Raw genomic sequence first — 23,107 nt, 5'->3', positions numbered from 1 at the left:
GAGGGATAAATCATGGCAGATCAAACAAAATTAGAGCAAACACAAACGGAGAATACGAACAGCAATTCTAATAATGGCGATAACACTAAACAAAAACAAAGCGCACCATTAAAACGTACAGTGGCGGGAAGTATTCTGGGAGCAACAATCGGATACCTGGCTACTCCTGAGAATGGAAAGAAACTCCTGGCGAAAATCGATACGGATGAACTAAAATCAAAAGCAGCCGATTTTGGCAAAGCTGCGAAAGAGAAATCTAAAAAAGGTGCCGTCAGTCTTAAGTCTTCAGCAGCGAATCTATTTAGAAAAGAACAGGATGAAACTGCTGATGAGGACACAGATAATACTGAAAACAAAAACCAGGATGAAGAATATGATTCCTTAAAAAATGAAAATAATGATTTAAAATCACGTTTGGAAATGCTTGAAGGGAAATTAGAACAGCTTTTTAATACTAAAGAAGATGATGATGAAGACGAAGACGATGAAGAGGAAGAAGAAACAAAACCCAAAAAATCAAAATCAAAAAGTAAAACAAAAAAATCTGAGGATCAAGAAGAAGAATTAGAGGACGAAGACGAGGAAGATGAGGAGAACGAAGAAGAAGAAGAAGAAGAAAAAGAGGAAAAGCCTAAAAAGAAATCTACATCCAGTAAGTCTAAAGGAAAGAAGACAGCGAAAAAAACGAGCAAATCAAAAAAGAAAGATGATGAAGAAGATGATGAAGAGGAAGAAAACGATGAGACTTCTTTATCAAGCGATGATGATACCAAGTCTTAATGATAATGATGCTGGAGGGGAACAGATATGAGCCAAGAATCAAAGGACAGTGTATTGGAGTTTTTGGTGAATATAGCTAACGAACATGATTTTTCGCTTGATCTCACTTTGAATGTCAAAGGATCACTGATTTCCGGTACACTTGTGTCAGCCAAGGAATACTTTGAAACTTTAAGTGAAACGTTTGAAGAAGGAAGTGAGATTTCTGAAAAAATCAGTGAACAGCTAGCGGAAGCAAGTGAATCTGCGGCTAAAGGTGGAAGCGAAGTCCATTTCATTCATATGAAGAATACCAAGGTATACGTAGGTGACTCTAAGCCCACTCCTTCTAAGGGAAAGGTATTATGGAGAGGAAGCCTTGGGAATGTGGATGGGTTCTTTCTAGGAAAAATCGCAGAGTCTAAAACTTCTACAAGCAAAAAATAAGTGATTTATATCAAAATACCCTCAATCCTTTTCTGTTGACCTGATGACAGAAGGGGATTGAGGGTATTTTATTATTTTAAACTATTCGATAACTCTTTAATGGCAGAAACAGCTTCTCCTAGTATTTCTTCTATTATTTCTTTTGCTGATAAACCATCTTTAAGCAGACGAATTCCCTGGCCAGCCCATAAAGACATGTATTCCGGGTTTTCTTGCGAGGCAGCTGCCTTACGGATATCCCTTGTCAATGAATTTTGGGATGGAAATGAAAGGGGGTTCTTTCCTGAGTTTTCAAAGTCATGAATGAATTTATTTTGAATTCCTTTCGCAGGTCTTCCAGAAAAACTTTTTGTTAAGACAATTTGATCTTCAGTGCTGTTTAACAAAGCTTTTTGATAGGTTTGATGTGCACCGGATTCTATACTGGTTAAAAATCTTGTCCCCATTTGAACACCCTTCGCACCCAACATAAGACTTGCTGCCAACCCCTGGCCATTCATGACCCCGCCGGCTGCAATGACAGGAATTTGCAGGTTTTGCTTCATCTGAGGGATGAGGGAAAAAGTACCGATGTTTGCCCCATTTGGGTATTTCTCCACATCAAATGTGCCCCTGTGGCCACCTGCATCACTCCCCTGAGCAACGACGATATCCACTCCTTGTTGTTGAGCCATAAGCCCTTCTTGGACCGTGGTGGCCATGGCGATCACTTTCATACCTGATTTTTTGGCCATATTCATTTTATCAAGTGGGAGCAGTCCGAATGCGGTGCTTATAATTGGAACCTCTTCGTCAAGAAGCACCTGAAATTGATCATTGAATAGATTCTCGACAGTCGGCTTTTCCATGCTTAATGGGATTCCAAGTTCACGGCGGAAATCATTAAGTATCTCCTGGACTTTCAAATAACCTTCCGATGATTCCGTCAGATCAGTGGAAAATAAATTGACCGCAAATGGTTTATCAGTCATCTGGCGAATTGAAATGATCGCATTCCTTAATTCATCGGGTTTTAAGTAAGCTCCGCCCAGTGTTCCAAGACCGCCTGCATTTGATACAGCTGCCACAAGTTCCGGAGTGGTGGGTCCGCCGGCCATTCCTGCCAATATGATTGGGTATTCAATCTGAAGGATTTCGCATACTTCCGTCTTAAGCATAATAAGCAACTCTCCTTTGTTGGTGCTTTCTTTTAAATTAAGATTAATTCCAGTAGAATAATAGTGCAATTAATATGTTTGGATTTTTATAGAGATTATTGAAAGAGTTGGTGGAATCGTGATCGAGAAGAAAAATGTATGGATTGAATCCCTGAATTCAAATCGGACTATATGGGTGCATCTACCGGAGAGCTACAAGCAAAATGAAAAAGAATATCCTGTCTTGTATATGTTCGATGGGCAGAATTTATTTTCGCATGATGGAGGCAGCCCGGAAAAATGGGAAGCGGAAAAGGCTGCTGAATATCTAAGTTCGAAAATTGGCGCGGAAATCATCATTGTAGGGGTGGACCATGGCGATGAAGAAAGATTGAATGAATATAATCCATGGTATTTAGAGAAGCATCAATTCGGAGGTAAGGGGGATGCATATCTGGATTTTATGGCAACAGAATTAAAATCATTCATTGACCGGAATTACATGACACGTAAAGAGCCCAAGCATACAGCCATTGGCGGGAGTTCTCTTGGAGGGTATATGTCCCTATATGCTGCTGCCAAATATCCAGAAATATTCGGAAAGGTTTTAGCAATGTCCAATGCTTTATGGCATGATGAAGGGAAATTGAAGGAGTTCATCATGGAAAAAGGACTTCACCATGATTTAAAGATTTATTTGGATACGGGCAGATTAGAATCCGACGACAAAGAATTCAATATTCTAACCGTAAAGCAGCACGAAGAATTATCACATTTATTGATCGAAGCGGGAATGAAAAAAGAGAACTTGAAAGTCACCCTTGACCCAGAAGGCGTACACAATGAAATTCATTGGAGAAAACGATTGCCAGAAGCACTGTGCTGGCTCTTTTCTTAAGGATAACGAAAACAGCCAGTAAATAAATCACTGGCTGTTTTTTATTAGTCCATTTTCTTTTCTTTTTCCTTTGCAGTAACGTAAGGCTTTTCTTTTGTCTGAAAAGCAAATGCAAGCACCTTTCCTGCAAACGATTTTAAGAAAACAAACGAAAACATAATCAAATGAATTGGAAATCCTATCAAGTCCATCAAGTGGTAGCTTCCGGCCTTTTTGAGAATCAAAAGGATGCTCCAAATGTAAATGAAAAAGCCTATTATTGAAAGGATAGGCTGTGATGGGATTGCTGCTAGGCAGTAAATAAAGAATAGAATGCTTGATAATAACCAAAGGGTTATAAGGGAGAGAGTGGAAAATCCGGCTTTTTCTATATATTCACCTGCTGATTTATTCCAATGCCTGAATAGCTGTTTCCATCCTGCGTATTCCTCATTATTTGAAATAACATATTTGCCGCTCCACGAAGTAGCTTTTTGGTGTACAGAAAGGAAACTTTGTGTAAGAGCAAAGCCTGGCAATAGTTCCTTTCTCGCTTCATAATGGCCGCCCAATTTAAAATAATCATCCCGCCTGCAAATGAAGCATTCTTCAAAGCCTCCATATCTTGAAGTGCCTTTATGGGAGCGTGCAATCTTCGTTAAAGAGAATAAAAATATCGAAAAAGCTGAAGAAAATAAGTTTATCCAATCCGTTAGGCGCTTATAAGGTGAGATGGTAAGGATTCCTTTGCCAAACTGCATTTGGTAGGCTTCCATAATTCTCAGCATCCCACCAGGTTCGAACCATGTGCTGCTGTGGATAAATAAAATGTAATCTCCTGTAGCTGACTTGGCACCATGCCAGCAAGCCCAATTCTTTGGTTTCCATCCTATTCCGACAGGGGGAGCCTCTACTTGAAAAACATGGGATTTCATCTCTTTTTTCAGTCTTGGCAATGTCTCTTTATCTCCAACAATCAATATTTCAAATGGCTGTACTTCCTGGTGAAAAATGGACTTTAACAATCGAACTACATGTTCTTTACTTGAATCATTAATAATGATGACCGATGTCTTTCTGATGAGGGTAAGGTGACGGGGATTACAATCCCTTGGAATGACCGGGATTTTATAGAGAAGCAGGATTTGAAGGGTGACTGCAATACATAACCATATAACCATGAAATTTACCCCTTTCATAAACAGGTGTCTCCATTTTGTCCAAATCCTGATAGAGGAATACATAAAATGGAGCGGGGTAATAAAGATGTAATAGAAATATTATCTAAACTGAACTGAATCTTATTGAGGTTTTAGATTTAAGGGTATAAAATAGTAAAGTATTTTATGAAAGGGAGTTGATACAGTTTGAGTAAACCTGCAGATCCAGACCCATATAACTCGAGGGAGCTCACTCTTAGTTTATCGAGCTGGGTTGTCCGACCGTATCAGCTCCATCGGATGTAGATTGAGGCTTCCTTTTGAAAAAAGGAGGTTAAAGAATGTACCAAATTTATAAAACGACGACAGATAGACAGCTGGAACAAATTGAAGAATTCACCCCTGGATGCTGGATCAATATGATAGCTCCGAAAGAAGAGGAAATCCAGTACGTCTCCCAGGAATTAGATATCCCTCTTGATTTTATGAAAGATGCCCTGGATGACGAGGAGAGATCAAGGATTGAGAAAGAGGATGACAATGTCTTAATCATCGTGGATTATCCTTATACAACCCACGATGAATCAGGATTCCCCATCTATGAAACCATTCCGATCGGCCTTATTATAACACCAAAGTGCTTCATTACGGTTTCATTAAAAGAAACCCCGATCTTGAATATATTCGAGAGTAATAAAATCAGAGAGTTCTATACGTTTAAGAAAACGAGATTTGCCTTGCAGATCCTTTCCGTCATTTCATCCTACTATCTGCGCTATCTGAAGCAGATCAATAAAAAGATGAATGAAGTGGAAAGAGAACTTCATGATTCCATGAAGAATAAAGAATTATATGCATTCCTGGCATTGGAAAAAAGTCTGGTATACTTTACCACTTCGTTAAAGCCGAATAAAGTGGTGCTGGATAAAATCATGAGATTCAATTATTTGAGAATGTACGACGAAGATAAAGACCTTCTTGAAGATGTCATCATTGAAAATACACAGGCCAGTGAAATGGCTGAAACGTACAGTTCCATACTTAGCAGGATGATGAATGCTTTTTCATCGATTATTTCCAATAACCTGAATATCGTCATGAAATTTCTTACTTCCGTTACGATTGTTCTTTCCATACCGACGATGGTGGCCAGTTTCTTTGGAATGAATGTGAATATCCCATTTCAGCACAGCACTCATGCTTTTTTAATTACATTGGCCTTTGCAGGGGGATTTGCGAGTGTAACGGCCTTTATATTTTGGAAAAAGAGATATTTTTAATGAAAGACCCGCTCAAAAGAGGCGGGTCTTTTCTGTGCAATAAAAAAAGCCGGGGTTTCCGGCTTTTTGTCATTTATTCCAATGTTCCTCGATAAATTCGTCCCTGCCTGAGATGGCACGGTCTTTTTTATAGGCGTCAGGCTCTTTTTTGTAAAAGTGCTGATGGTAGTCTTCTGCAGGGTAGAATACGGCTGCAGGGAGGATTTCAGTGACGATCGGTTTTGAAAATTTTCCGCTTTCAGCCAGGTCTTTTTTCGTTTTTTCAGCAAGTTCTTTTTGCTTATTATTGTGATAGAAGACAGCTGTCCGGTATTGATCTCCGCGGTCTTGGAACTGTCCGCCTGCATCAGTGGGATCGATTTGTGGCCAGTATAGTTCCAAGAGCTGCTCATATGGAAAAACAGCTGGGTCAAATTCAATCTGAACGACTTCGTAATGTCCCGTATTTCCTTTTTTTACATCTTCGTATGCAGGATTTTCTAAATTTCCGCCGGAATATCCCGATGTGACAGAGATAATTCCCGGAAGTTCGTCGAACGGCTTAACCATGCACCAGAAGCATCCACCGGCGAAGGTAGCTAATTCGTGTTGATTTCCCATCAATCATTCCTCCTAAAACTCAAGTAAATGGATGGACAAATCGTACCACTTTTCCTTTATTGCGTGCAATAAAATTGTTTGATAGATTCGGCTGTCATTCATTAATTCCTGCGAGTCCCATTTAATCATGTTATGATGAAACAAGAAAATTGTAGAAAATGATCGAATTGAGGTGCGTTATATGTATGTTGTCCATTCTACTTTTAAAGTTCCACCTGAAAAAGCGGAAGAAGTAATCTCCATCTATCAGAACCGTTCCCGTAAAGTGGATCAAGCAGAGGGCTTTTTAAGATTCCTATTGTTCCAAAATGATAAGAAGCAAGGGGAATTGACTGTCCATATGGAATGGGAGTCAAAAGAATATTACTTGAAGTGGGTGACAAGCAGCGAATTCAAAGAAATTCATGACCTGGAAAAAAAGTATCCGGATCAAGAGCTTGCTGCTGTCATCCCAACAGTCGAAAAATATAAGGTTGTGGCATTATGAATAAGAATCCGTATGAAAGTGTCTTAGAACAAGCGATTGAATTGATATACAAGAAGTATCCTTCCCTGGATGAACGATTTGGGGAGGCTGGAAGGCAAAAATGCTACGATGACAATATCCACCACTTGAACTACTTGGACAGTGCCTATTCAATCCGAGATGAAAAAGTGTTCATCGACTATGCTGTGTGGCTGAATAGTGTATTGGTCAGCCGCGGAATGAAATCGGATCATTTAGTTGATAATTTCATTTTTCTAAAAGAATCTTTTTCAGATTATAGAGAAATGGATTCAGATCGGAAGGAAGGATACGTAAAGTATTTAACATGCGCAGTGGAAGCCATTCAGAATCAGGGGTAATCATATATCGAGATATAATCCGAAAATTCGGAAATGTATTATTTTTCAGGAAATAGACGAAAATCGTCATTTTTCGATGTATTTCTTCCTGTAATTCACAAGTGCAATCAAGGGGAAAACCTTAGGCATGATGAACTTTTTACTGTGAGATTTTATCGCATCGATACTTTACCATGATGAAATTTTTCGTTGACAGTCAATTGATTCCCTGATAATGTATTCATGTAAATTAAATAGAAATCCTCATCAGTGCAAAGGTGAGGTAGAGGCGCGGTGTTTAAGAGTAAGATGATCGGAGAAACTGGGGTTTTGCTGATGATCATCCGAAAGGAAATATTGCCGAAGCACCATATCCCCCACGGTTATGGGAGCTGGGACTGTATTCAAAAAGATGCAGGACTGTCATGGATTTATTTATGGTCCATGATGAACTATCGATTTGCTGTCTGATGCGGTTTAGGGATCACACCGTATTTAGGTGTGTTTTTTTTATGCAAAAAATGCAGTCAACCCTTCTCGCACAGCAGAAAAAAGAAAAAGGAGAGGGTACATTTGAGTAAGACAAACAAATTAGGATTATGGATTCTGACTGCCTTGGTAGTCGGAAACATGGTAGGTTCGGGGATATTCATGCTTCCCCGCACACTTTCGGAGGTAGCTAGCCCTGCTGGAGTTCTGCTTGCTTGGGTATTAACGGGAGCAGGGGTTCTTGTGACGGCTTTGGTATTTGGAAATCTGGCGATTAGAAAGCCCAATCTGAACGGGGGACCGCAGATTTATGCAAAGGAATTATTTTCAAAAGGATCAAATGCATCCATCCTGTCAGGGTACATGTCTACTTGGGGGTATTGGATCGGGAATTTAGCTGGAAATATTGCCATCATTACTACTTTTGCAGGATATTTATCATCCTTCTTCCCGATTTTAACCAGCGGTGCAACATTGATGACAATCGGCAGCTTTTCATTGAAAACTGGCAACGCATTAACGTTTCTTGTCTGCACGCTTTTATTGTGGACCACCCATTTCATCATCTTGCGCGGTCTTGAGAACGCGGGGAAATTAAATTTTGCTGCGACAGCAACTAAAGTCATCGGATTCTTCCTTTTCATCGTGATTGCACTATTTGCATTTGAGAAAACCAATATCCTTCCATTTGCAGAAGCGCAAGTGGATGATGCCGGCAATAAAGTTGGATTATTAGGCCAGATCAATCATGCAGCCGTTGCTACGCTGTGGGCATTCATCGGAGTGGAATCTGCTGTAGTATTTGCATCCAGGGCCAAAAAACAAGTGGATGTAAAAAGGGCAACAATTCTTGGGCTTCTAATTGCTCTGGGCATCTATATTGGAATAAGCACATTAGTAATGGGGCTGTTAAATCACTCCGAGCTGGTCCAATCAGATAAACCACTCATTGATGCCATCACCACTGTTGCTGGACCGATCGGCGGAAAGCTGTTAGCAGCATTAGGCTTGATCAGTTTACTCGGTTCTACTATCGGGTGGGTAATGCTCAGTGCGGAAGTTCCATATCAAGCTGCAAAGCAGGGATTATTCCTTACTTCTTTCTTAAAGGAAAACAAGAATGGCATTCCCATTTTTTCAATGGTTGTAACAAATTTGATCGGCCAGCTATTTATTTTTTCTACTATTTCCAATTCGATTTCAGATGCCTTTAATTTTGTCATTACCATAGCGACATTGTCTTATCTGATACCATATTTCATTTCTTCGGTTTTCCAATTGAAGATGGTGGCCACAGGCGAAACATACGTAGGACAATTAAGAAACAGGGTAACGGATGGTATCATCGGCATTTTGTCCACTGTATATTCTACATGGGTCATCATCGCCGGAACAGCCGATTTAAAAACGTTCCTATTTGGAATGGGATTACTGGCGAGCGGAATCGTATTCTATGGTAAACTGCGAAAGAGCAAAAGCAGTGCTGTTCCTCAAAAATTATCAGCATAGCTATAAATGGCACCAGGGATTCCTGGTGCTTTTTTAATTCCAATCCTCTAAAACTCTCAATATCCTGCTTTATTCGCCATTATTTCTTGAAATGGCAAAATAAGTACCAGTGATAACGTTTTCACTAACTTTCTCGCCCAAATCCCCACTACTTCCCAGTTTACCCTTGAATCATTTAATCAGCATGTTACGATAGTAAACGTTGTGAAAAAACACGAACAAAACGCGAACAAAAGGGGCGAAATAATACATGCTAAAGAATAAAACAATTGCATTTCTCGGTGCGGGTTCCATGGCAGAAGCAATGATTTCCGGAATCGTGAAATCTGGTTTAATGCCTGCATCACATGTTATTGCGACAAATAAAAGCAATGTGGACAGATTAAATGATCTTAAAAATAAATATGGAATTAAAGGTATACAGAGAGACCAATTAAATATGAAAGAAGTCGACATCATTATTTTGGCCATGAAGCCTAAAGATATTGATGCAGCGCTTGATTCGTTGAAGGATGAAATCTCACCTAATCATGTCATTGTTTCAGTTCTTGCCGGAATTTCAACAGCAAGAATGGAAGAAGGACTTCCTGAAGGGCAGCAAGTGTTAAGAGTGATGCCAAACACATCAAGTATGCTGCAGGAATCTGCTACGGCTGTAGCGGGCGGCCGATATGTTTCAATGGACACTGTGCTTGAGATTAAACATCTTCTTTCTGCTATCGGTGAAGTGTATTTAATCGATGAAAAACAAATGGACATTTTCACTGGCATCGCAGGAAGTGGTCCGGCTTACTTCTATTATTTAATGGAGCATATTGAAAAGGTTGGACAGCAAGAAGGACTTGATAAAGAAACAGCCAGAAATATCGGTGCCCAAACCATTTTAGGTGCAGCAAGAATGATGCTCGAACAAAGTGATTCTCCAACGGAGCTAAGAAAAAAAGTCACTTCGCCAAATGGAACAACAGCAGCAGGATTGGAAGCTCTTAGAGAAAATGGCGGGGGTACAGCGATATCGGAAGCCGTTAAAAGCGCAGCGAGAAAATCAGAAGAAATAAGCGCCAAGTTTGAAAAACAACTGGTTGTCCAATAAACACAAGAAATAACAGGAGTGATTGTATTGACACAGGAAGGAAGCAGAATCGTCATCAAAATTGGTAGCAGCTCTTTAACGAGCGCTCACGGTGAAATCAGCAGGAGAAAACTTGAGCGTTTAGTGGAGCAGGTCGTTCAACTGAAAGATGAAGGGCATGAAGTGCTGCTTGTCAGTTCTGGTGCTGTAGCAGCCGGGTATCGAAAATTGGGATGTTTAGACCGTCCCGTTTCCCTGCCTGAAAAACAAGCTGCAGCTTCCATCGGGCAAGGGCTTCTAATAGAAGCTTATTCAGAATTATTGCTTTCACACGGATATGTAGGTTCGCAGATTCTGATAACGAGAAGCGACTTTACAGATGAAAATAGATATATGAATGCACGCAACACAATCAACGTATTGCTTGAAAGAGGCATCATTCCGATCGTCAATGAAAATGATACGGTAACTGTCGAACGCTTGAAGTTTGGTGATAACGATACACTTTCAGCAAAGGTAGCAGGTCTTGTGGATGCAGATATGCTGATGATTTTATCAGACATCGACGGGTTATATGATGCTGATCCAAGGAAGAATCCAAATGCAGAGCTGCTCACCCGTGTGGACCAAATAACACCAGAGATTGAAAATGCTGCAGGTGAACCCGGAAGTTCTGTAGGAACAGGTGGAATGAGATCGAAAATCGATGCTTTCAAAATTTCGATGGCATCTGGAATTGAAGCATTCCTCGGAAAAGCCAATGTAAGGGACATCCTGGTTGATGCCGTTCATGGAGAGGCAAAAGGGACTTATTTTAAAACTGATAAGAACCAAGTGAACTTAAATAAGAAAAAACAATGGATCGCATTCAATTCAGGTCCGGAAGGGGAACTTGTCATCGATAATGATACAAAGACCCTTATTACTGAAAAAAAGGAAAGTTTGCTCTCATCCGGTATTTACTCTATTAATGGACGATTCAAGAAGAACTCTGTTGTCCGGGTGCTGGATCTGAATAGGAATGAACTTGGATTGGGTGTAGTCAATTATTCATCCAAAGAGTTAAAACAAATCCTGGACAATTCCAATTCAAAAGAATTGAACAATATAGCAGTGGACATCGAACACCTAGTCTGCCATCTGGAGTTATCTATTCCAACAGGGGTCTAATATTAAAGGAGGATTTGATGGGTTTAAAAGAAAAAGATTTGAAAACGACAATCGAAATGCAAGGAATCAAAGCAAAGGAAGCTTCAAAAGAATTGAATGTAATCAGTACGGAGCAAAAAGATGAAGCTCTTTATATCATTGCAGAAGAACTCGAAAAAGAAGCATCCAGCATCTTGAAGGAAAATGAAGCAGATCTAAAAGCAGGCAAAGAAAAGGGCTTCGATCAAGCATTCATGGACCGGTTGAAATTAACTGAGGAAAGAATTGCAGATTTTGCCCAAGGATTGAGGGAAGTAGCTGCTCTTGAAGATCCAACCGATAAAGTAGTATCTCAATGGACAATGGAGAACGGTTTGGAAGTCTCAAAAGTAACAGTTCCACTTGGCGTTCTTGGAATGATCTATGAGGCGCGTCCAAATGTTACTGTGGATGCAACAGGATTGGCACTGAAATCAGGAAACGCAATCATTTTGAAGGGCGGTTCCTCAGCCATTCATTCCAACTCTGCTATTGTGAAAGTCATTCATCAAGCATTGGAGAAGACGGCGATTCCTAAAGATGCGGTGCAATTCATTGAATCTACCGATCGTAAAACAGCTCAAAAACTATTTACCATGAAAGAGTATGTGGATGTCCTCATTCCGCGCGGAGGAGGAGCTTTAATTAAAGCTGTTGTAGAAAATGCAACTGTGCCGGTATTAGAAACAGGAGTAGGGAATTGTCATCTGTACATCGATCGAGAGGCAGACCTGGATAAAGCCTTAAACATCATTGTCAATGCGAAGACAGACCGTCCTGCTGTTTGTAATGCGGCAGAAACACTTATCATTCATGAAGAATGGTTCAAAAAGCATTACATGGAATTAGACAAGATTTTCAAGCAGCATTCGATAAAAGTCCATGGAGATCCTACAGTGATGGGCTATTTTTCTGATGCATCACCGGCTGACGAAAACGACTGGACCGATGAATATCTTTCACTTGAAATAGCCATCAAAGTGGTAGAAAGTCAGAAAGAGGCTATTCAACATATTGAAAAATACGGAACAAAGCATTCTGAAGCCATTATTACAGAAAGCAATGAAGCGGCAGACTCCTTTATGAAAAGGGTGGATGCAGCTGCTGTTTACCATAATGCTTCGACAAGATTCACTGATGGGGGAGCACTTGGATTCGGAGCGGAAATTGGAATTTCAACTCAAAAACTCCATGCCCGTGGACCGATGGGATTGCCTGCCCTTACAACAGTGAAGTTTCAAATGAGAGGCAGCGGTCAAATTAGGAATTAAGAATAACGTAATGAAAAGGATAGCCTGAGCGCTATCCTTTTTTGTCGATATTTTTAGAAGAAAAACGAAAAGAAAGGACAAACTCCACTCATTTTTTGACAAATTTTTTGAGACGAGCATGATAAATTGTAAGAAGATTCAGTCTTTGTTAAAGGATTCGAAAAACTTTCAGGTTTTTGTGTTCCCGGCAATACGATTAGTCATATGCCTGTTCTCCCTGACATAATTTGTAGTGATTAGAGAGACAACTCGGCATATGAAATACATAAAGAAAGGTGGATGCCAGTGATCTAATATGGAAGCGCTATCTCAAATTCTATCTGTTACTTAACAAGGGGGAAAGAATATGTCGGATACAGTGAAAATAGGATTGATTCAGGCAAAACACGATGTTGATGGAAATGAATCAGTGGCTGTCCACAAAGAAAAGGCAATCGAAAAACATATCAAACTAGTTCGTGACGCAGCGGAAAAAGGGGCAAATATCATCTGTCTGCAGGAGATTTTCTATGGTCCTTATTTCTGTGCAGAACAAAATACGAAATGGTATGAATCCGCAGAAGAAATTCCTAATGGTCCAACGACAAAAAGGTTCCAGGAACTTGCTAAGGAGTTAGGCACGGTCATAGTCCTGCCTATATATGAAAGAGAAGGGATCGCTACATATTACAACACTGCTGCAGTCATTGATGCGGATGGTTCCTATTTAGGGAAATATCGAAAACAGCACATTCCTCATGTAGGAGTCGGGGATCAGGGGTGTGGATTCTGGGAGAAGTTTTATTTTAAACCTGGAAACCTTGGCTATCCGGTTTTTGATACTGCCTTTGCAAAAGTTGGGGTTTATATTTGCTATGACCGTCATTTCCCTGAAGGTGCGCGTATCCTTGGTTTGAAAGGAGCAGAGGTTGTCTTCAATCCTTCCGCGACTGTAGCAGGGCTGTCTGAATATCTGTGGAAGCTTGAGCAGCCGGCACATGCTGTTGCCAATGGTTATTTCCTTGGCGCCATCAACAGAGTGGGCTATGAAGGACCTTGGAACATGGGTGAGTTTTATGGGCAATCGTATTTAGTAGATCCTAGAGGAAACTTTGTGGCGATGGCTTCCCGCGACCAGGAAGAGGTCATTATAGGGGAAATGAATAAAAAATTGATACGCGAAGTAAGGGATACTTGGCAGTTCTACCGTGACAGGCGACCGGAAACATATGAAGATATGACAGCGTTATTACCATAAGCAATCAAGGGGGTGCATAGAAGGATAATTATGTTAACCCCCTTTTATCTTTTTAAAAGAGCCATTATTCACAGAGTTTAAAAAGAAGGAGGGAGAGCCATTGACCGCAGTAGAAACAAAGCGTATTTCGCTGAAGGATATTTCCTTGAATTTCGAGGAAGTGGAAAAAGGGCTGACTAATCGGGAAGCTTTGGAGGAATCCAGCAGATGCCTATACTGCTATGATGCCCCTTGCATTAAAGCGTGCCCAACCGGAATCGATATCCCCGGCTTCATTAAGAGAATTGCATCAGGCAACTTGTTTGGTTCTGCAAAGACCATCATGTCAAGCAACCCAGTAGGTGCTAGCTGTTCAAGAGTTTGTCCCACAGAGGAGCTGTGCGAAGGGGCTTGTGTGCTCAATCACTCTACGAAGCCGATTATGATCGGTAACCTGCAGCGCTATGCGACTGACTGGGCAATAGAAAATAATCGCCTGCTATTCAATAAGACAGTATCAAATGGGAAAAAGGCGGCCGTTGTCGGAAGCGGTCCTGCCGGCTTATCTGCCGCCAGGGAATTAGCACTCTGCGGCTATGACGTGACGATTTATGAAGCAGCTGCCCACGCTGGAGGACTGAATACGTATGGCATTGTGTCGTTCCGTCTTCCTCAGAGAATTTCATTTTGGGAAGTGAATCAAGTGAAGAGCCTCGGGGTTGAAATCAAAACCAACACTAAAGTGGGTGCTGATATTTCAGCCGCTGAACTTCTTTCCAAGTACGATGCAGTGGTTTTGGCTGCAGGGATGGCAAGTGTCCCAAATCTGGGGATTGAAGGGGAAGATTTAGAAGGAGTCTATGATGCTATTGAGTTTGTTAAAAATACAAAAACAAAGCCTCTCACAGATGAGTTCAAAGGGAAAAAAGTTGCTGTGATCGGGGCAGGGAATACGGCCATCGATGGTGCTACCTGCTCAGTAAGATTAGGCGCATCCAACGTAAAGATTTTATATAGGCGTACGATCGATGAGATGACAGCCTATGATTTTGAGTATGAATTTGCCAAGCAAGATGGCGTAGAATTCAGATGGCTGACTGCCCCGAAGAGGATCATCGGCAAGGATGGAAAGGTCAGCGGCATTGAATGTGTTCAAATGGAGCTGGGCCCTGAAGGGGAAGATGGCAGAAAAAGACCAGTTCCAATCGAAGGTTCAGAATTCATCCTTGAAGTGGATGCCGTCATAAAAGCAATTGGCCAGAAAAGACATAAAGGTTTGATTGAAGAGTTTGGTTTGGAGGAAGTTGGAGGGGTGGTTGTGGTGAATTCAGAAACCTATCAAACTTCAAACGAAAAGGTGTTTTCCTGCGGGGATATTATTTTTGGAAAAGGTTTCGGCGAAGCGATGGTTGTGACAGCGGCTCAGCAAGGCAAACTTGCAGCGCATGCCATCCATAGGGAGCTTTCGAAGAAAACAGCTTCAATATAGAAGGCTGTCTTCGTAAACTTTATTGTTAAAATCTTAATGCCGATTTTAACGTGAAATTACCTGTTTTGCGGGTTGAATTGGAGTATCCAGGCTCTTTTCGAGCTAAATTTTCTGCATAGATTGCATAAAATAGCCTGTTTTAATTCTTTAAGCAACAAACTTTGAGAAAAGAGCCATATAGAAAAAGAGAGGAGTGGATTGGATGGCAGATTTGAACATTGATTTGGCAGGAATAAAATCGCCAAATCCATTTTGGCTGGCCTCTGCTCCGCCTACAAACTCTGGATATCAAGTTCAGAGAGCGTTTGAAGCCGGATGGGGCGGGGTGGTTTGGAAAACATTGGGTGATCCGATCATCAATGTTTCTTCCCGATTTGCAGCGGTCAGCTTCAATGGGCAGCGGGTTGCCGGTTTTAATAATATCGAACTGATTACTGACAGACCTCTAGAGGTCAATTTGAAGGAAATTTATGAAACAAAGAAGCGATTTCCCAATCATGCCATTATAGCTTCCTTGATGGTCGAGCCTAAACAGGAGAAGTGGCATGAAATTGTAAAAAAAGTGGAGGCTGTGGGGGTAGACGGCCTTGAGTTGAATTTTGGATGTCCACACGGTATGGCGGAAAGAGGAATGGGTTCTGCCTCTGGGCAGGTACCTGAATTGGTGGAAAAACAAACATATTGGGCGAAGGAAGCGGCGAAGACCCCGGTAATCGTCAAATTGACGCCTAATATTACGGATATCACGGTGACAGCGGAAGCTGCTGTAAGAGGCGGAGCTGATGCCATCAGCATGATTAATACAATCAACAGCTTAGCCGGGGTGGACCTTGATACGTGGAACACGATCCCACATGTCGGAGGTAAAGGGGCTCATGGAGGGTACTGCGGTCCGGCAGTCAAACCGATTGCATTGAATATGGTGGCGGAATGCGCCAGAAATCCACGGATCAATGTCCCGATATCGGGAATCGGGGGCATTTCCAATTGGAAGGATGCCGTGGAGTTCATGCTCATGGGAGCAACGGGGGTTCAAATATGTACGGCAGCCATGCACCACGGCTTCCGCATTGTGGAGGATATGATAGAAGGCTTGAATAATTACCTGGATGAAAAAGGCATTCCGGATTTGTCCGGCATTATAGGGAAATCGGTCTCCAAGTATTCAGACTGGGGCAATCTGGATCTGAATTATCAAGTTGTAGCCCGTATCAATACGGAGACGTGCATCAACTGCAATAAATGCCATATTGCCTGCGAAGACACTTCACATCAATGCATCGATATGCTCAAGGATGGGGATGGCAATGCTTATTTAAAAGTAAGGGAAGAAGATTGTGTAGGGTGCAACCTATGTTCCATTGTCTGTCCTGTTGATGGAGCAATCGATATGGTAGAAGTGCCGAGCGGGCATGCGCCAATGACTTGGAACCAGCGGCAGTCTGCTCTAGGGGTTTTGGAAAAGCCGAAAGCGGATGTAGCAAAATAAGATCGGAGGAATCGAAGGAATGAAAAAGTTGATAAAGAATGGAACAATTGTCACAGCTGCAGATGTATACGAAGCAGAGATCCTGATTGAAGATGGGGTCATTTCTGCCATCGGCCACGATCTTTCAGCCCAGAATGCAGAAGTTATCGATGTGAAAGGCTGCTATATCTTCCCTGGAGGCATTGACCCCCATACGCATTTGGATATGCCGTTTGGAGGCACAGTTACAAAGGATGATTTTGAAACAGGGACGATGGGTGCTGCTTTTGGAGGGACCACAACCATTATTGATTTCTGCCTGACCACAAAAGGTGAGCCGTTAAAAAAGGCCCTTTCGGAATGGCATGAGAAAGCAAAAGGAAAAGCTGTCATCGATTATGGCTTCCATTTAATGATCGGTGAAATAAATGAAGAAGTCCTGAACGAGCTGCCTGACGTAGTCGAGAATGAAGGGGTCACCTCATTAAAAGTATTCATGGCTTATAAAAATGTATTCCAGGCTGATGATGCAACACTTTATAGAACAATGATGGCTGCAAAGCAGCATGGTGCCCTCGTGATGGTCCATGCCGAAAATGGGGATGTCATTGATTATCTAACCACCAAAGCACTTGAAGAAGGAAACACAGATCCTATCTATCATGCCCTGACCCGACCCCCTGAAGTTGAAGGAGAAGCCACAGGACGGGCAGCAAGGCTTGCGGGTCTGACAGATTCACAGTTGTATGTTGTCCATGTATCCTGTGCGGATGCTGCTGAGAGAATTGCAGAAGCAAGACGCAAAGGAATTGATGTCTGGGGAGAAACATGCCCTCAATATTTGGTGCTGGATCAATCATACCTGGAAAAACCTGATTTTGAAGGTGCAAAGTATGTCTGGTCTCCGCCTCTTAGGGAGAAGTGGAATCAGGAAGAGCTTTGGACTGCACTGAGAAACGGGAATCTGCAAACCATTGGTTCAGACCAATGTTCATTTGATTTTCATGGACAAAAAGATCTTGGAAAGGGGGATTTCACGAAAATACCAAATGGAGGTCCAATCATTGAAGACAGAATGACGATTCTTTTCTCTGAAGGGGTGAAAAAAGGAAGGATTTCATTAAATCAATTCGTCGATTTAACATCGACGAGAGCTGCTAAGCTATTTGGCTTATTTCCTCAAAAAGGAACGATTGCAGTGGGTTCGGATGCTGATATTGTCCTTTATGACCCAAATGTGGAGAGGACTCTATCTGCAGAGACGCATCATTTAGCAGTGGACTACAGCGCTTTTGAAGGCATGAAAGTGACTGGGGAAGCGGTGTCTGTCCTCTCGAGAGGGGAATTTGTTGTAAAAGACAAACAGTTTGTCGGAAAGCCGGGTACAGGCCGATTCATAAAAAGAGCGAAGTATGGCCAACTGACTTCAACAAAAGATGCAGCAAAACAAACCTCCAATTAATCAGATATCATTCTTCGTTTCATGACAAACAGCTCCTTGGATGGCCTGGCAATGGCATAAAGTGTTCGGTTAATGGCTTGGAAGTGGAAATTGAAACCGAATAAGGGAGTGTTCATGATGAAAAAAAATCATTTAAAATCCCCTGATTTATTTCCGATTGGGGAGTCCGGTAGAAAAATCACACCTTTAGGCTACTCATTCATGTGGGTAGGGATGGTGGTCGTATTAGCTACTTTTGCCATTGGAGGGGCTGGCGTCATGTCGCTGCCGCTTCCGATGGTGCTTCTTGCCACTCTAATTGGTTCTATTGCCATTGGAATATTCACTTCCCTCACGGCGGATATTGGGATTGAACATGGCCTTTCATTCCCCGTTTACATGAGGGCGCCATTTGGAACGATCGGGACGCATATTCCATCGGTTGCAAGGGGAGTAGCGGCGTCAATGTGGTTTGGCATCAATACTTATTTCGGATCCACAGCAATGAATGGAATTTTGAATATTTTATTCGGGTTCGATAATTGGTTTGTTTGCTTCCTTATTTTTGCGGTATTCCAATTGGTCAACACCGCGTTGGGAATTAAAGCGGTGGAACGTTTTGCCGATCTTGCAGCACCGATTATCATTTTAATATCCATTTGGATGTACAGTTCCTTATCAGATGAGGCAGCTTCACAAGGAAGGGAAATTTGGTCATGGGTCGAGAATCCCGTGACAGGAGCTGCAGCTTTCTCTGCATTTCTAGTAGTCATTTTCAGCAATATGGGCTTCTGGGCAACGATTGGTGCAGATATTCCATCTATATCAAGGTTCATGAAGGCGCCTAAAAACGAAAAAAATTGGTTCAAGCGGAACAAAAGCTCATTAATTGGTAATCTGGTTGCTCTGCCTTTGACTCAAGCATTCATGGTGGTCATTGGAGGCGTGTCTTATATTGCGGTCCTTAATTATGATCCTGTAGTGGCATTGCAGAAAGCAGCTTCCGGATTATTCCTTGGCGTTTTGCTGCTGATGGTGGTCCTCGCTCAATGGTCTACGAATATTGCAGCTAATATTGTACCTGCTGCTACGATCTTCTCCAATGTGGGAGGACCAAAGTTTCCATTCTGGGCAGGGGTCATTACAGCCGGAATCGTAGGGATAGTTGTTCAACCGTGGGAGCTATTCGATGTCATCATTCCAGTCTTATTATTTGTTGGCGGAATCCTTTCAGCCATCATCGGGATTTTGGTAGCCGATTATTATCTCTTAAGAAAACGCCGTGTCAACGTACCTGACCTTTATGAATATCATGGGCAATACCGCTATATGGGCGGTGTCAATCTGGCAGGATTCATTTCCTGGATCATCGGCGGGGCTGCCTCCTATTTTGTGCCGAATTATTCCTTCCTCGTCGGTTTTGTCGTGGGTGCTGCATTCTATTATGTGTTATGCAAGTACTGGTGGTTCAAAAAATACGAACAAGCAGAAATCATCGATCCGAGCGATGAAAAGTATTTGGGAATTTCCGTTGGACGGGATTGGATCATTGAGGGGGATGAATTCGAAACCGTCTTGGAAGAAGTGCCTGGAAGTCCTTCTATCACAATGGAATAGGAAGGAGAGAATTTTTTGTCAGAGTACAAGGAATATATAGAAGAAAGAAATCTAATGGATCTTCTGCTGGAGCAAGGATATCTGCTGAAAAGTGTACAAGAGAATTTAAGCGGGGCATTTGTGGAATTTGCAAAGGAAGAGGCTCATAAAGATTTTAAAAAAATACATGTGAAGACTGCAAATGGGAGGAAGTACTTCTCTAATTTGATTTGCCAGGGGCATGTATTCAAAGAAGGGGCAAAATAAAGCCATCAAGTCTTATAGAAAGACGGCTAAAGGGACGAATATGCCGTCTTTTTCCTATTAATATTTTAAATTTCAAAATGGGAGTGAAAACGATGACAGTCAAAAACGAAACAATGGAACTGAAAAACTATGTAAACGGAAAATGGGTTGATTCCAGTGCCTTGGAATGCCTGGATGTCATTAATCCTGCTACAGGTGAAACCATTGCAAAGGTTCCGGTCTCCACTAAGGATGATGTAGATCAAGCCGTTCAGGCGGCTAAAAATGCATTTCAATCGTGGAGAAATGTCCCTGTTCCCAAAAGGGCAAGAATTCTATTTAAATACCATACTCTTTTAACCGATCATCACGAAGAGCTTGCCAGGTTGATTGTCCAGGAGAATGGTAAAGCATATAAAGAAGCTTATGGAGAAGTGCAGCGGGGCATCGAATGTGTCGAATTTGCCTCAGGGGCGCCAAGTCTCATGATGGGAGAAACGTTGTCTGGCATTGCTGAAGATATCGATTCAGAAATGTTTAGATATCCTCTCGGAGTAGTTGGGGGCATCACCCCGTTTAATTTTCCAATGATGGTTCCTTTATGGATGTTCCCATTAGCAGTTGCGTGCGGCAATACATTCGTTCTCAAACCATCTGAAAGAACACCGATATTAGCCAATAAATTAGTTGAATTATTTACTCTGGCAGGTGCGCCGCATGGTGTCTTGAATGTCGTCCACGGTGCCCATGATGTCGTCAATGGATTGATCGAACATCCGGATGTCGCTGCCATCTCTTTTGTAGGGTCGCAGCCTGTCGCCAAATATGTTTATGAAAAATCCGCTTCAAAAGGAAAACGTGTGCAGGCGTTGTCCGGTGCTAAAAACCATCACATTGTCATGCCAGATGCAGATACGGAAAAAGCTGTCGCCAATATTATCAGCTCAACTTTTGGCAGCGCAGGACAGCGCTGCATGGCTTGCAGTGCAGTGGTTGTCGTTGGAGAGAATAATAAATTTGTAGAGGCACTGAAGAAAAAAGCAGATGAACTTGTGATGGGGAGCGGCATGGAGGAAGATGTGCTGTTGACGCCGGTCATCCGCAAAGAACATAGGGAAAAGGTTTTGGGATACATTGAAAAAGGGTTAGAGGAAGGAGCGGTCCTCCTGCGAGATGGAAGAAAAGAGACGGAGGAAATGGAAAAAGGGAATTTCCTTGGCGCGACCATCTTCGATCATGTTTCCCCTGATATGACAATCGCCAAAGAGGAGCTTTTTGCCCCTGTACTCAGTCTTCTTAGAACATCTGACCTGGATGGGGGGCTGCAGTTCATCCGTCAATCAAGATTTGGCAACGGAGCAACCATCTATACAAAGGATGCATCTGCTGTCAGGAAGTTCCGCGAAGAAGCAGATGCCGGAATGCTTGGAATCAATGTAGGGGTTCCGGCCACGATGGCCTTCTTCCCATTTTCGGGTTGGAAAGATTCTTTTTATGGGGATTTGCATGTCAATGGAAAGGATGGAGTAAACTTTTATACTAAGAAAAAAATGATTACATCCCGTTTTGATTATTGATGACACTTGTCTACTAAAGGGGGAAACAATATGGTTCAAGCAGGAAAGTCGCAGGATACATTCCTTCATCAGGATGAAAAATATGTTTGGCACTCCATGAAGCCTTATAATCCTGATGGAACGATGGTGGTTGCCAAGGCAGAAGGCGCCTGGGTGACAGACACAGAGGGGAACAGATATTTAGATGCAATGGCAGGGCTTTGGTGTGTGAATGTAGGCTATGGAAGAAAGGAATTGGCAGAAGCGGCATATGAACAGTTAAAAGAAATGGCCTATTTTCCGCTGACTCAAAGCCATGTGCCTGCCATAAAGCTGGCAGAAAAGTTAAATGAGCTGCTTGAAGATGATTACGTCATTTTCTTCTCTAACAGTGGATCGGAAGCTAACGAAACTGCCTTTAAAATCGCCCGTCAATATCATCAGCAAAATGGGGAGCACAACAGATATAAGATAGTATCGAGGTATAGAGCCTACCACGGGAATACTATGGGTTCCCTTGCTGCCACTGGGCAGGCACAGCGCAAATATAAGTATGAACCGCTTGCTCCCGGCTTTGTTCACTGTGCACCTCCTGATGCTTATCGCGATAATGACGACGGAACTGAATTGAAAGCTGTCAAGGCAATCGATGATGTAATGACGTGGGAATTGAGTGAAACCATCGCAGCCCTGATCATGGAGCCGATCATCACCGGAGGCGGAATTCTTGTTCCACCGGAAGGGTATATGAAGGGTGCTAAAGAAGTTTGTGAAAAACACGGAGCTTTATTGATTGTAGACGAGGTCATATGCGGTTTTGGCCGGACAGGAGAGGCTTTTGGGTTTATGAACTATGGGGTGAAGCCGGATATCATAACCATGGCAAAAGGGATCACAAGTGCCTACCTTCCGCTATCTGCTACAGCTGTGAAACGGGAGATATACGAATCCTTCAAGGGGACAGATGAGTATGATTACTTAAGGCATGTGAACACTTTTGGCGGAAATCCGGCAGCATGTGCTTTGGCTCTAAAGAATATTGAGATCATGGAAAAAGAAAAGTTATTCGAGCGCTCCAAAAATTTGGGAGCAAAACTCATGAATGACCTGAAGACCGCTTTGAAGGACCATCCATTAGTCGGGGATATCAGGGGGAAAGGGCTCCTGGTTGGGATTGAGCTTGTAAAAGACAAATCGACAAAAGCACCTGCAGATGTCTCCATATTGAATGAAATCATTGCTTTCTGTAAAAAAAATAAATTGATCATCGGTAAAAATGGAGCGACGGTGGCGGGGTATAATAACGTTTTAACACTATCCCCCCCACTGAATATAGAAGAAAAAGATCTTTCGTTCATTGTGGAAACATTAAAGACAGCTTTTTATCAAAAATAAAAAAAGAAGCAGAGGTTAAAGATTTACTTGCCTCTGCTTTTTTACATACAATAATTTTTAAAGAAAGTAAAATCATCCATAACTTTT

At 42.0% G+C, this 23,107-nt stretch carries 21 protein-coding genes and 1 riboswitch; of the genes, 18 read left to right on the top strand and 3 right to left on the bottom strand.

What is annotated here, in order from left to right:
* Positions 1 to 12: 12 nt before the first annotated feature.
* Both gvpT and gvpU read left to right on the top strand, forming a co-directional pair.
* Positions 13 to 780, top strand: a complete 768-nt coding sequence (gene gvpT, locus DFR59_RS20035) for a YtxH domain-containing protein (protein WP_158538336.1) — start codon at positions 13 to 15, stop codon at positions 778 to 780.
* Between the two features lie 27 nt (positions 781 to 807).
* The gene (gvpU, locus tag DFR59_RS06400) at positions 808 to 1,206 is read left to right on the top strand and encodes a gas vesicle accessory protein GvpU (protein WP_114744760.1); all 399 of its coding nucleotides are present in this window, start codon (positions 808 to 810) and stop codon (positions 1,204 to 1,206) included.
* 71 nt (positions 1,207 to 1,277) lie between these two features.
* Here the strand turns inward: gvpU and DFR59_RS06395 are convergent, their stop codons facing one another.
* Positions 1,278 to 2,363 carry an NAD(P)H-dependent flavin oxidoreductase gene (locus DFR59_RS06395; RefSeq protein WP_114744759.1) on the bottom strand — a complete coding sequence of 362 codons (1,086 nt, stop codon included), beginning with the start codon at positions 2,361 to 2,363 and terminating at the stop codon, positions 1,278 to 1,280.
* 118 nt (positions 2,364 to 2,481) lie between these two features.
* Between DFR59_RS06395 and DFR59_RS06390 the strand changes: the two genes are divergently transcribed.
* Positions 2,482 to 3,240 carry an alpha/beta hydrolase gene (locus DFR59_RS06390; protein ID WP_158538335.1) on the top strand — a complete coding sequence of 253 codons (759 nt, stop codon included), beginning with the start codon at positions 2,482 to 2,484 and terminating at the stop codon, positions 3,238 to 3,240.
* Positions 3,241 to 3,284: 44 nt separating this feature from the next.
* Here DFR59_RS06390 and DFR59_RS06385 read toward each other — a convergent pair whose 3' ends face one another.
* A complete protein-coding gene (locus DFR59_RS06385) occupies positions 3,285 to 4,400 on the bottom strand; it encodes a glycosyltransferase family 2 protein (protein WP_158538334.1) in 1,116 nt (371 codons plus the stop codon).
* A 320-nt stretch (positions 4,401 to 4,720) separates the two neighbouring features.
* Here DFR59_RS06385 and DFR59_RS06380 point away from each other — a divergent pair, with 320 nt between their 5' ends.
* A complete protein-coding gene (locus tag DFR59_RS06380; protein ID WP_114744756.1) occupies positions 4,721 to 5,659 on the top strand; it encodes a magnesium transporter CorA family protein in 939 nt (312 codons plus the stop codon).
* Between the two features lie 69 nt (positions 5,660 to 5,728).
* Here the strand turns inward: DFR59_RS06380 and msrA are convergent, their stop codons facing one another.
* A complete protein-coding gene (msrA, locus tag DFR59_RS06375; protein ID WP_114744755.1) occupies positions 5,729 to 6,259 on the bottom strand; it encodes a peptide-methionine (S)-S-oxide reductase MsrA in 531 nt (176 codons plus the stop codon).
* A 181-nt stretch (positions 6,260 to 6,440) separates the two neighbouring features.
* Here msrA and DFR59_RS06370 point away from each other — a divergent pair, with 181 nt between their 5' ends.
* From DFR59_RS06370 to DFR59_RS06305, 14 genes are all read left to right on the top strand, one after another.
* Positions 6,441 to 6,746 carry an antibiotic biosynthesis monooxygenase family protein gene (locus tag DFR59_RS06370; protein WP_114744754.1) on the top strand — a complete coding sequence of 102 codons (306 nt, stop codon included), beginning with the start codon at positions 6,441 to 6,443 and terminating at the stop codon, positions 6,744 to 6,746.
* The gene (locus DFR59_RS06365) at positions 6,743 to 7,105 is read left to right on the top strand and encodes a hypothetical protein (RefSeq protein ID WP_114744753.1); all 363 of its coding nucleotides are present in this window, start codon (positions 6,743 to 6,745) and stop codon (positions 7,103 to 7,105) included. Before DFR59_RS06370 ends, DFR59_RS06365 begins: the two co-directional genes overlap by 4 nt.
* 255 nt (positions 7,106 to 7,360) lie before the next feature.
* A riboswitch (Lysine riboswitch) is annotated at positions 7,361 to 7,547 on the top strand.
* Positions 7,548 to 7,657: 110 nt separating this feature from the next.
* On the top strand, positions 7,658 to 9,082 hold the full coding sequence (locus tag DFR59_RS06360) for an amino acid permease (RefSeq protein WP_114744752.1): 1,425 nt from the start codon (positions 7,658 to 7,660) through the stop codon (positions 9,080 to 9,082).
* 250 nt (positions 9,083 to 9,332) lie between these two features.
* Positions 9,333 to 10,175 (top strand): pyrroline-5-carboxylate reductase, encoded by an 843-nt coding sequence (gene proC / locus DFR59_RS06355; RefSeq protein WP_114744751.1) that lies wholly within the window; start codon positions 9,333 to 9,335, stop codon positions 10,173 to 10,175.
* A gap of 27 nt (positions 10,176 to 10,202) precedes the next feature.
* Positions 10,203 to 11,324 (top strand): glutamate 5-kinase, encoded by a 1,122-nt coding sequence (gene proB / locus DFR59_RS06350; RefSeq protein WP_114744750.1) that lies wholly within the window; start codon positions 10,203 to 10,205, stop codon positions 11,322 to 11,324.
* A 17-nt stretch (positions 11,325 to 11,341) separates the two neighbouring features.
* Positions 11,342 to 12,613 carry a glutamate-5-semialdehyde dehydrogenase gene (locus tag DFR59_RS06345; protein WP_114744749.1) on the top strand — a complete coding sequence of 424 codons (1,272 nt, stop codon included), beginning with the start codon at positions 11,342 to 11,344 and terminating at the stop codon, positions 12,611 to 12,613.
* Positions 12,614 to 12,959: 346 nt separating this feature from the next.
* Entirely contained in the window at positions 12,960 to 13,850 is an 891-nt protein-coding gene (locus tag DFR59_RS06340; RefSeq protein WP_114744748.1) for a nitrilase-related carbon-nitrogen hydrolase, read from the top strand.
* Between the two features lie 100 nt (positions 13,851 to 13,950).
* Positions 13,951 to 15,318, top strand: coding sequence for an NAD(P)-dependent oxidoreductase (locus DFR59_RS06335; RefSeq protein ID WP_245948394.1), 1,368 nt, complete (start codon positions 13,951 to 13,953; stop codon positions 15,316 to 15,318).
* A 202-nt stretch (positions 15,319 to 15,520) separates the two neighbouring features.
* Positions 15,521 to 16,807 carry an NAD-dependent dihydropyrimidine dehydrogenase subunit PreA gene (gene preA / locus DFR59_RS06330; protein WP_114744747.1) on the top strand — a complete coding sequence of 429 codons (1,287 nt, stop codon included), beginning with the start codon at positions 15,521 to 15,523 and terminating at the stop codon, positions 16,805 to 16,807.
* 19 nt (positions 16,808 to 16,826) lie between these two features.
* On the top strand, positions 16,827 to 18,248 hold the full coding sequence (gene hydA / locus DFR59_RS06325) for a dihydropyrimidinase (RefSeq protein ID WP_114744746.1): 1,422 nt from the start codon (positions 16,827 to 16,829) through the stop codon (positions 18,246 to 18,248).
* Between the two features lie 117 nt (positions 18,249 to 18,365).
* Positions 18,366 to 19,844 carry an NCS1 family transporter gene (locus DFR59_RS06320; RefSeq protein WP_114744842.1) on the top strand — a complete coding sequence of 493 codons (1,479 nt, stop codon included), beginning with the start codon at positions 18,366 to 18,368 and terminating at the stop codon, positions 19,842 to 19,844.
* A 15-nt stretch (positions 19,845 to 19,859) separates the two neighbouring features.
* Positions 19,860 to 20,090 carry a hypothetical protein gene (locus tag DFR59_RS06315; RefSeq protein ID WP_114744745.1) on the top strand — a complete coding sequence of 77 codons (231 nt, stop codon included), beginning with the start codon at positions 19,860 to 19,862 and terminating at the stop codon, positions 20,088 to 20,090.
* Between the two features lie 92 nt (positions 20,091 to 20,182).
* On the top strand, positions 20,183 to 21,646 hold the full coding sequence (locus tag DFR59_RS06310) for a CoA-acylating methylmalonate-semialdehyde dehydrogenase (protein ID WP_114744744.1): 1,464 nt from the start codon (positions 20,183 to 20,185) through the stop codon (positions 21,644 to 21,646).
* Positions 21,647 to 21,676: 30 nt separating this feature from the next.
* Entirely contained in the window at positions 21,677 to 23,020 is a 1,344-nt protein-coding gene (locus tag DFR59_RS06305) for an aspartate aminotransferase family protein (RefSeq protein ID WP_114744743.1), read from the top strand.
* The last annotated feature ends 87 nt before the right edge of the window (positions 23,021 to 23,107 follow it).

It is taken from the genome of Falsibacillus pallidus (assembly GCF_003350505.1).
GTDB classification, from domain to species: Bacteria; Bacillota; Bacilli; order Bacillales; family DSM-25281; genus Falsibacillus; species Falsibacillus pallidus.
This window is presented reverse-complemented; position numbering and strand designations above follow the sequence as displayed.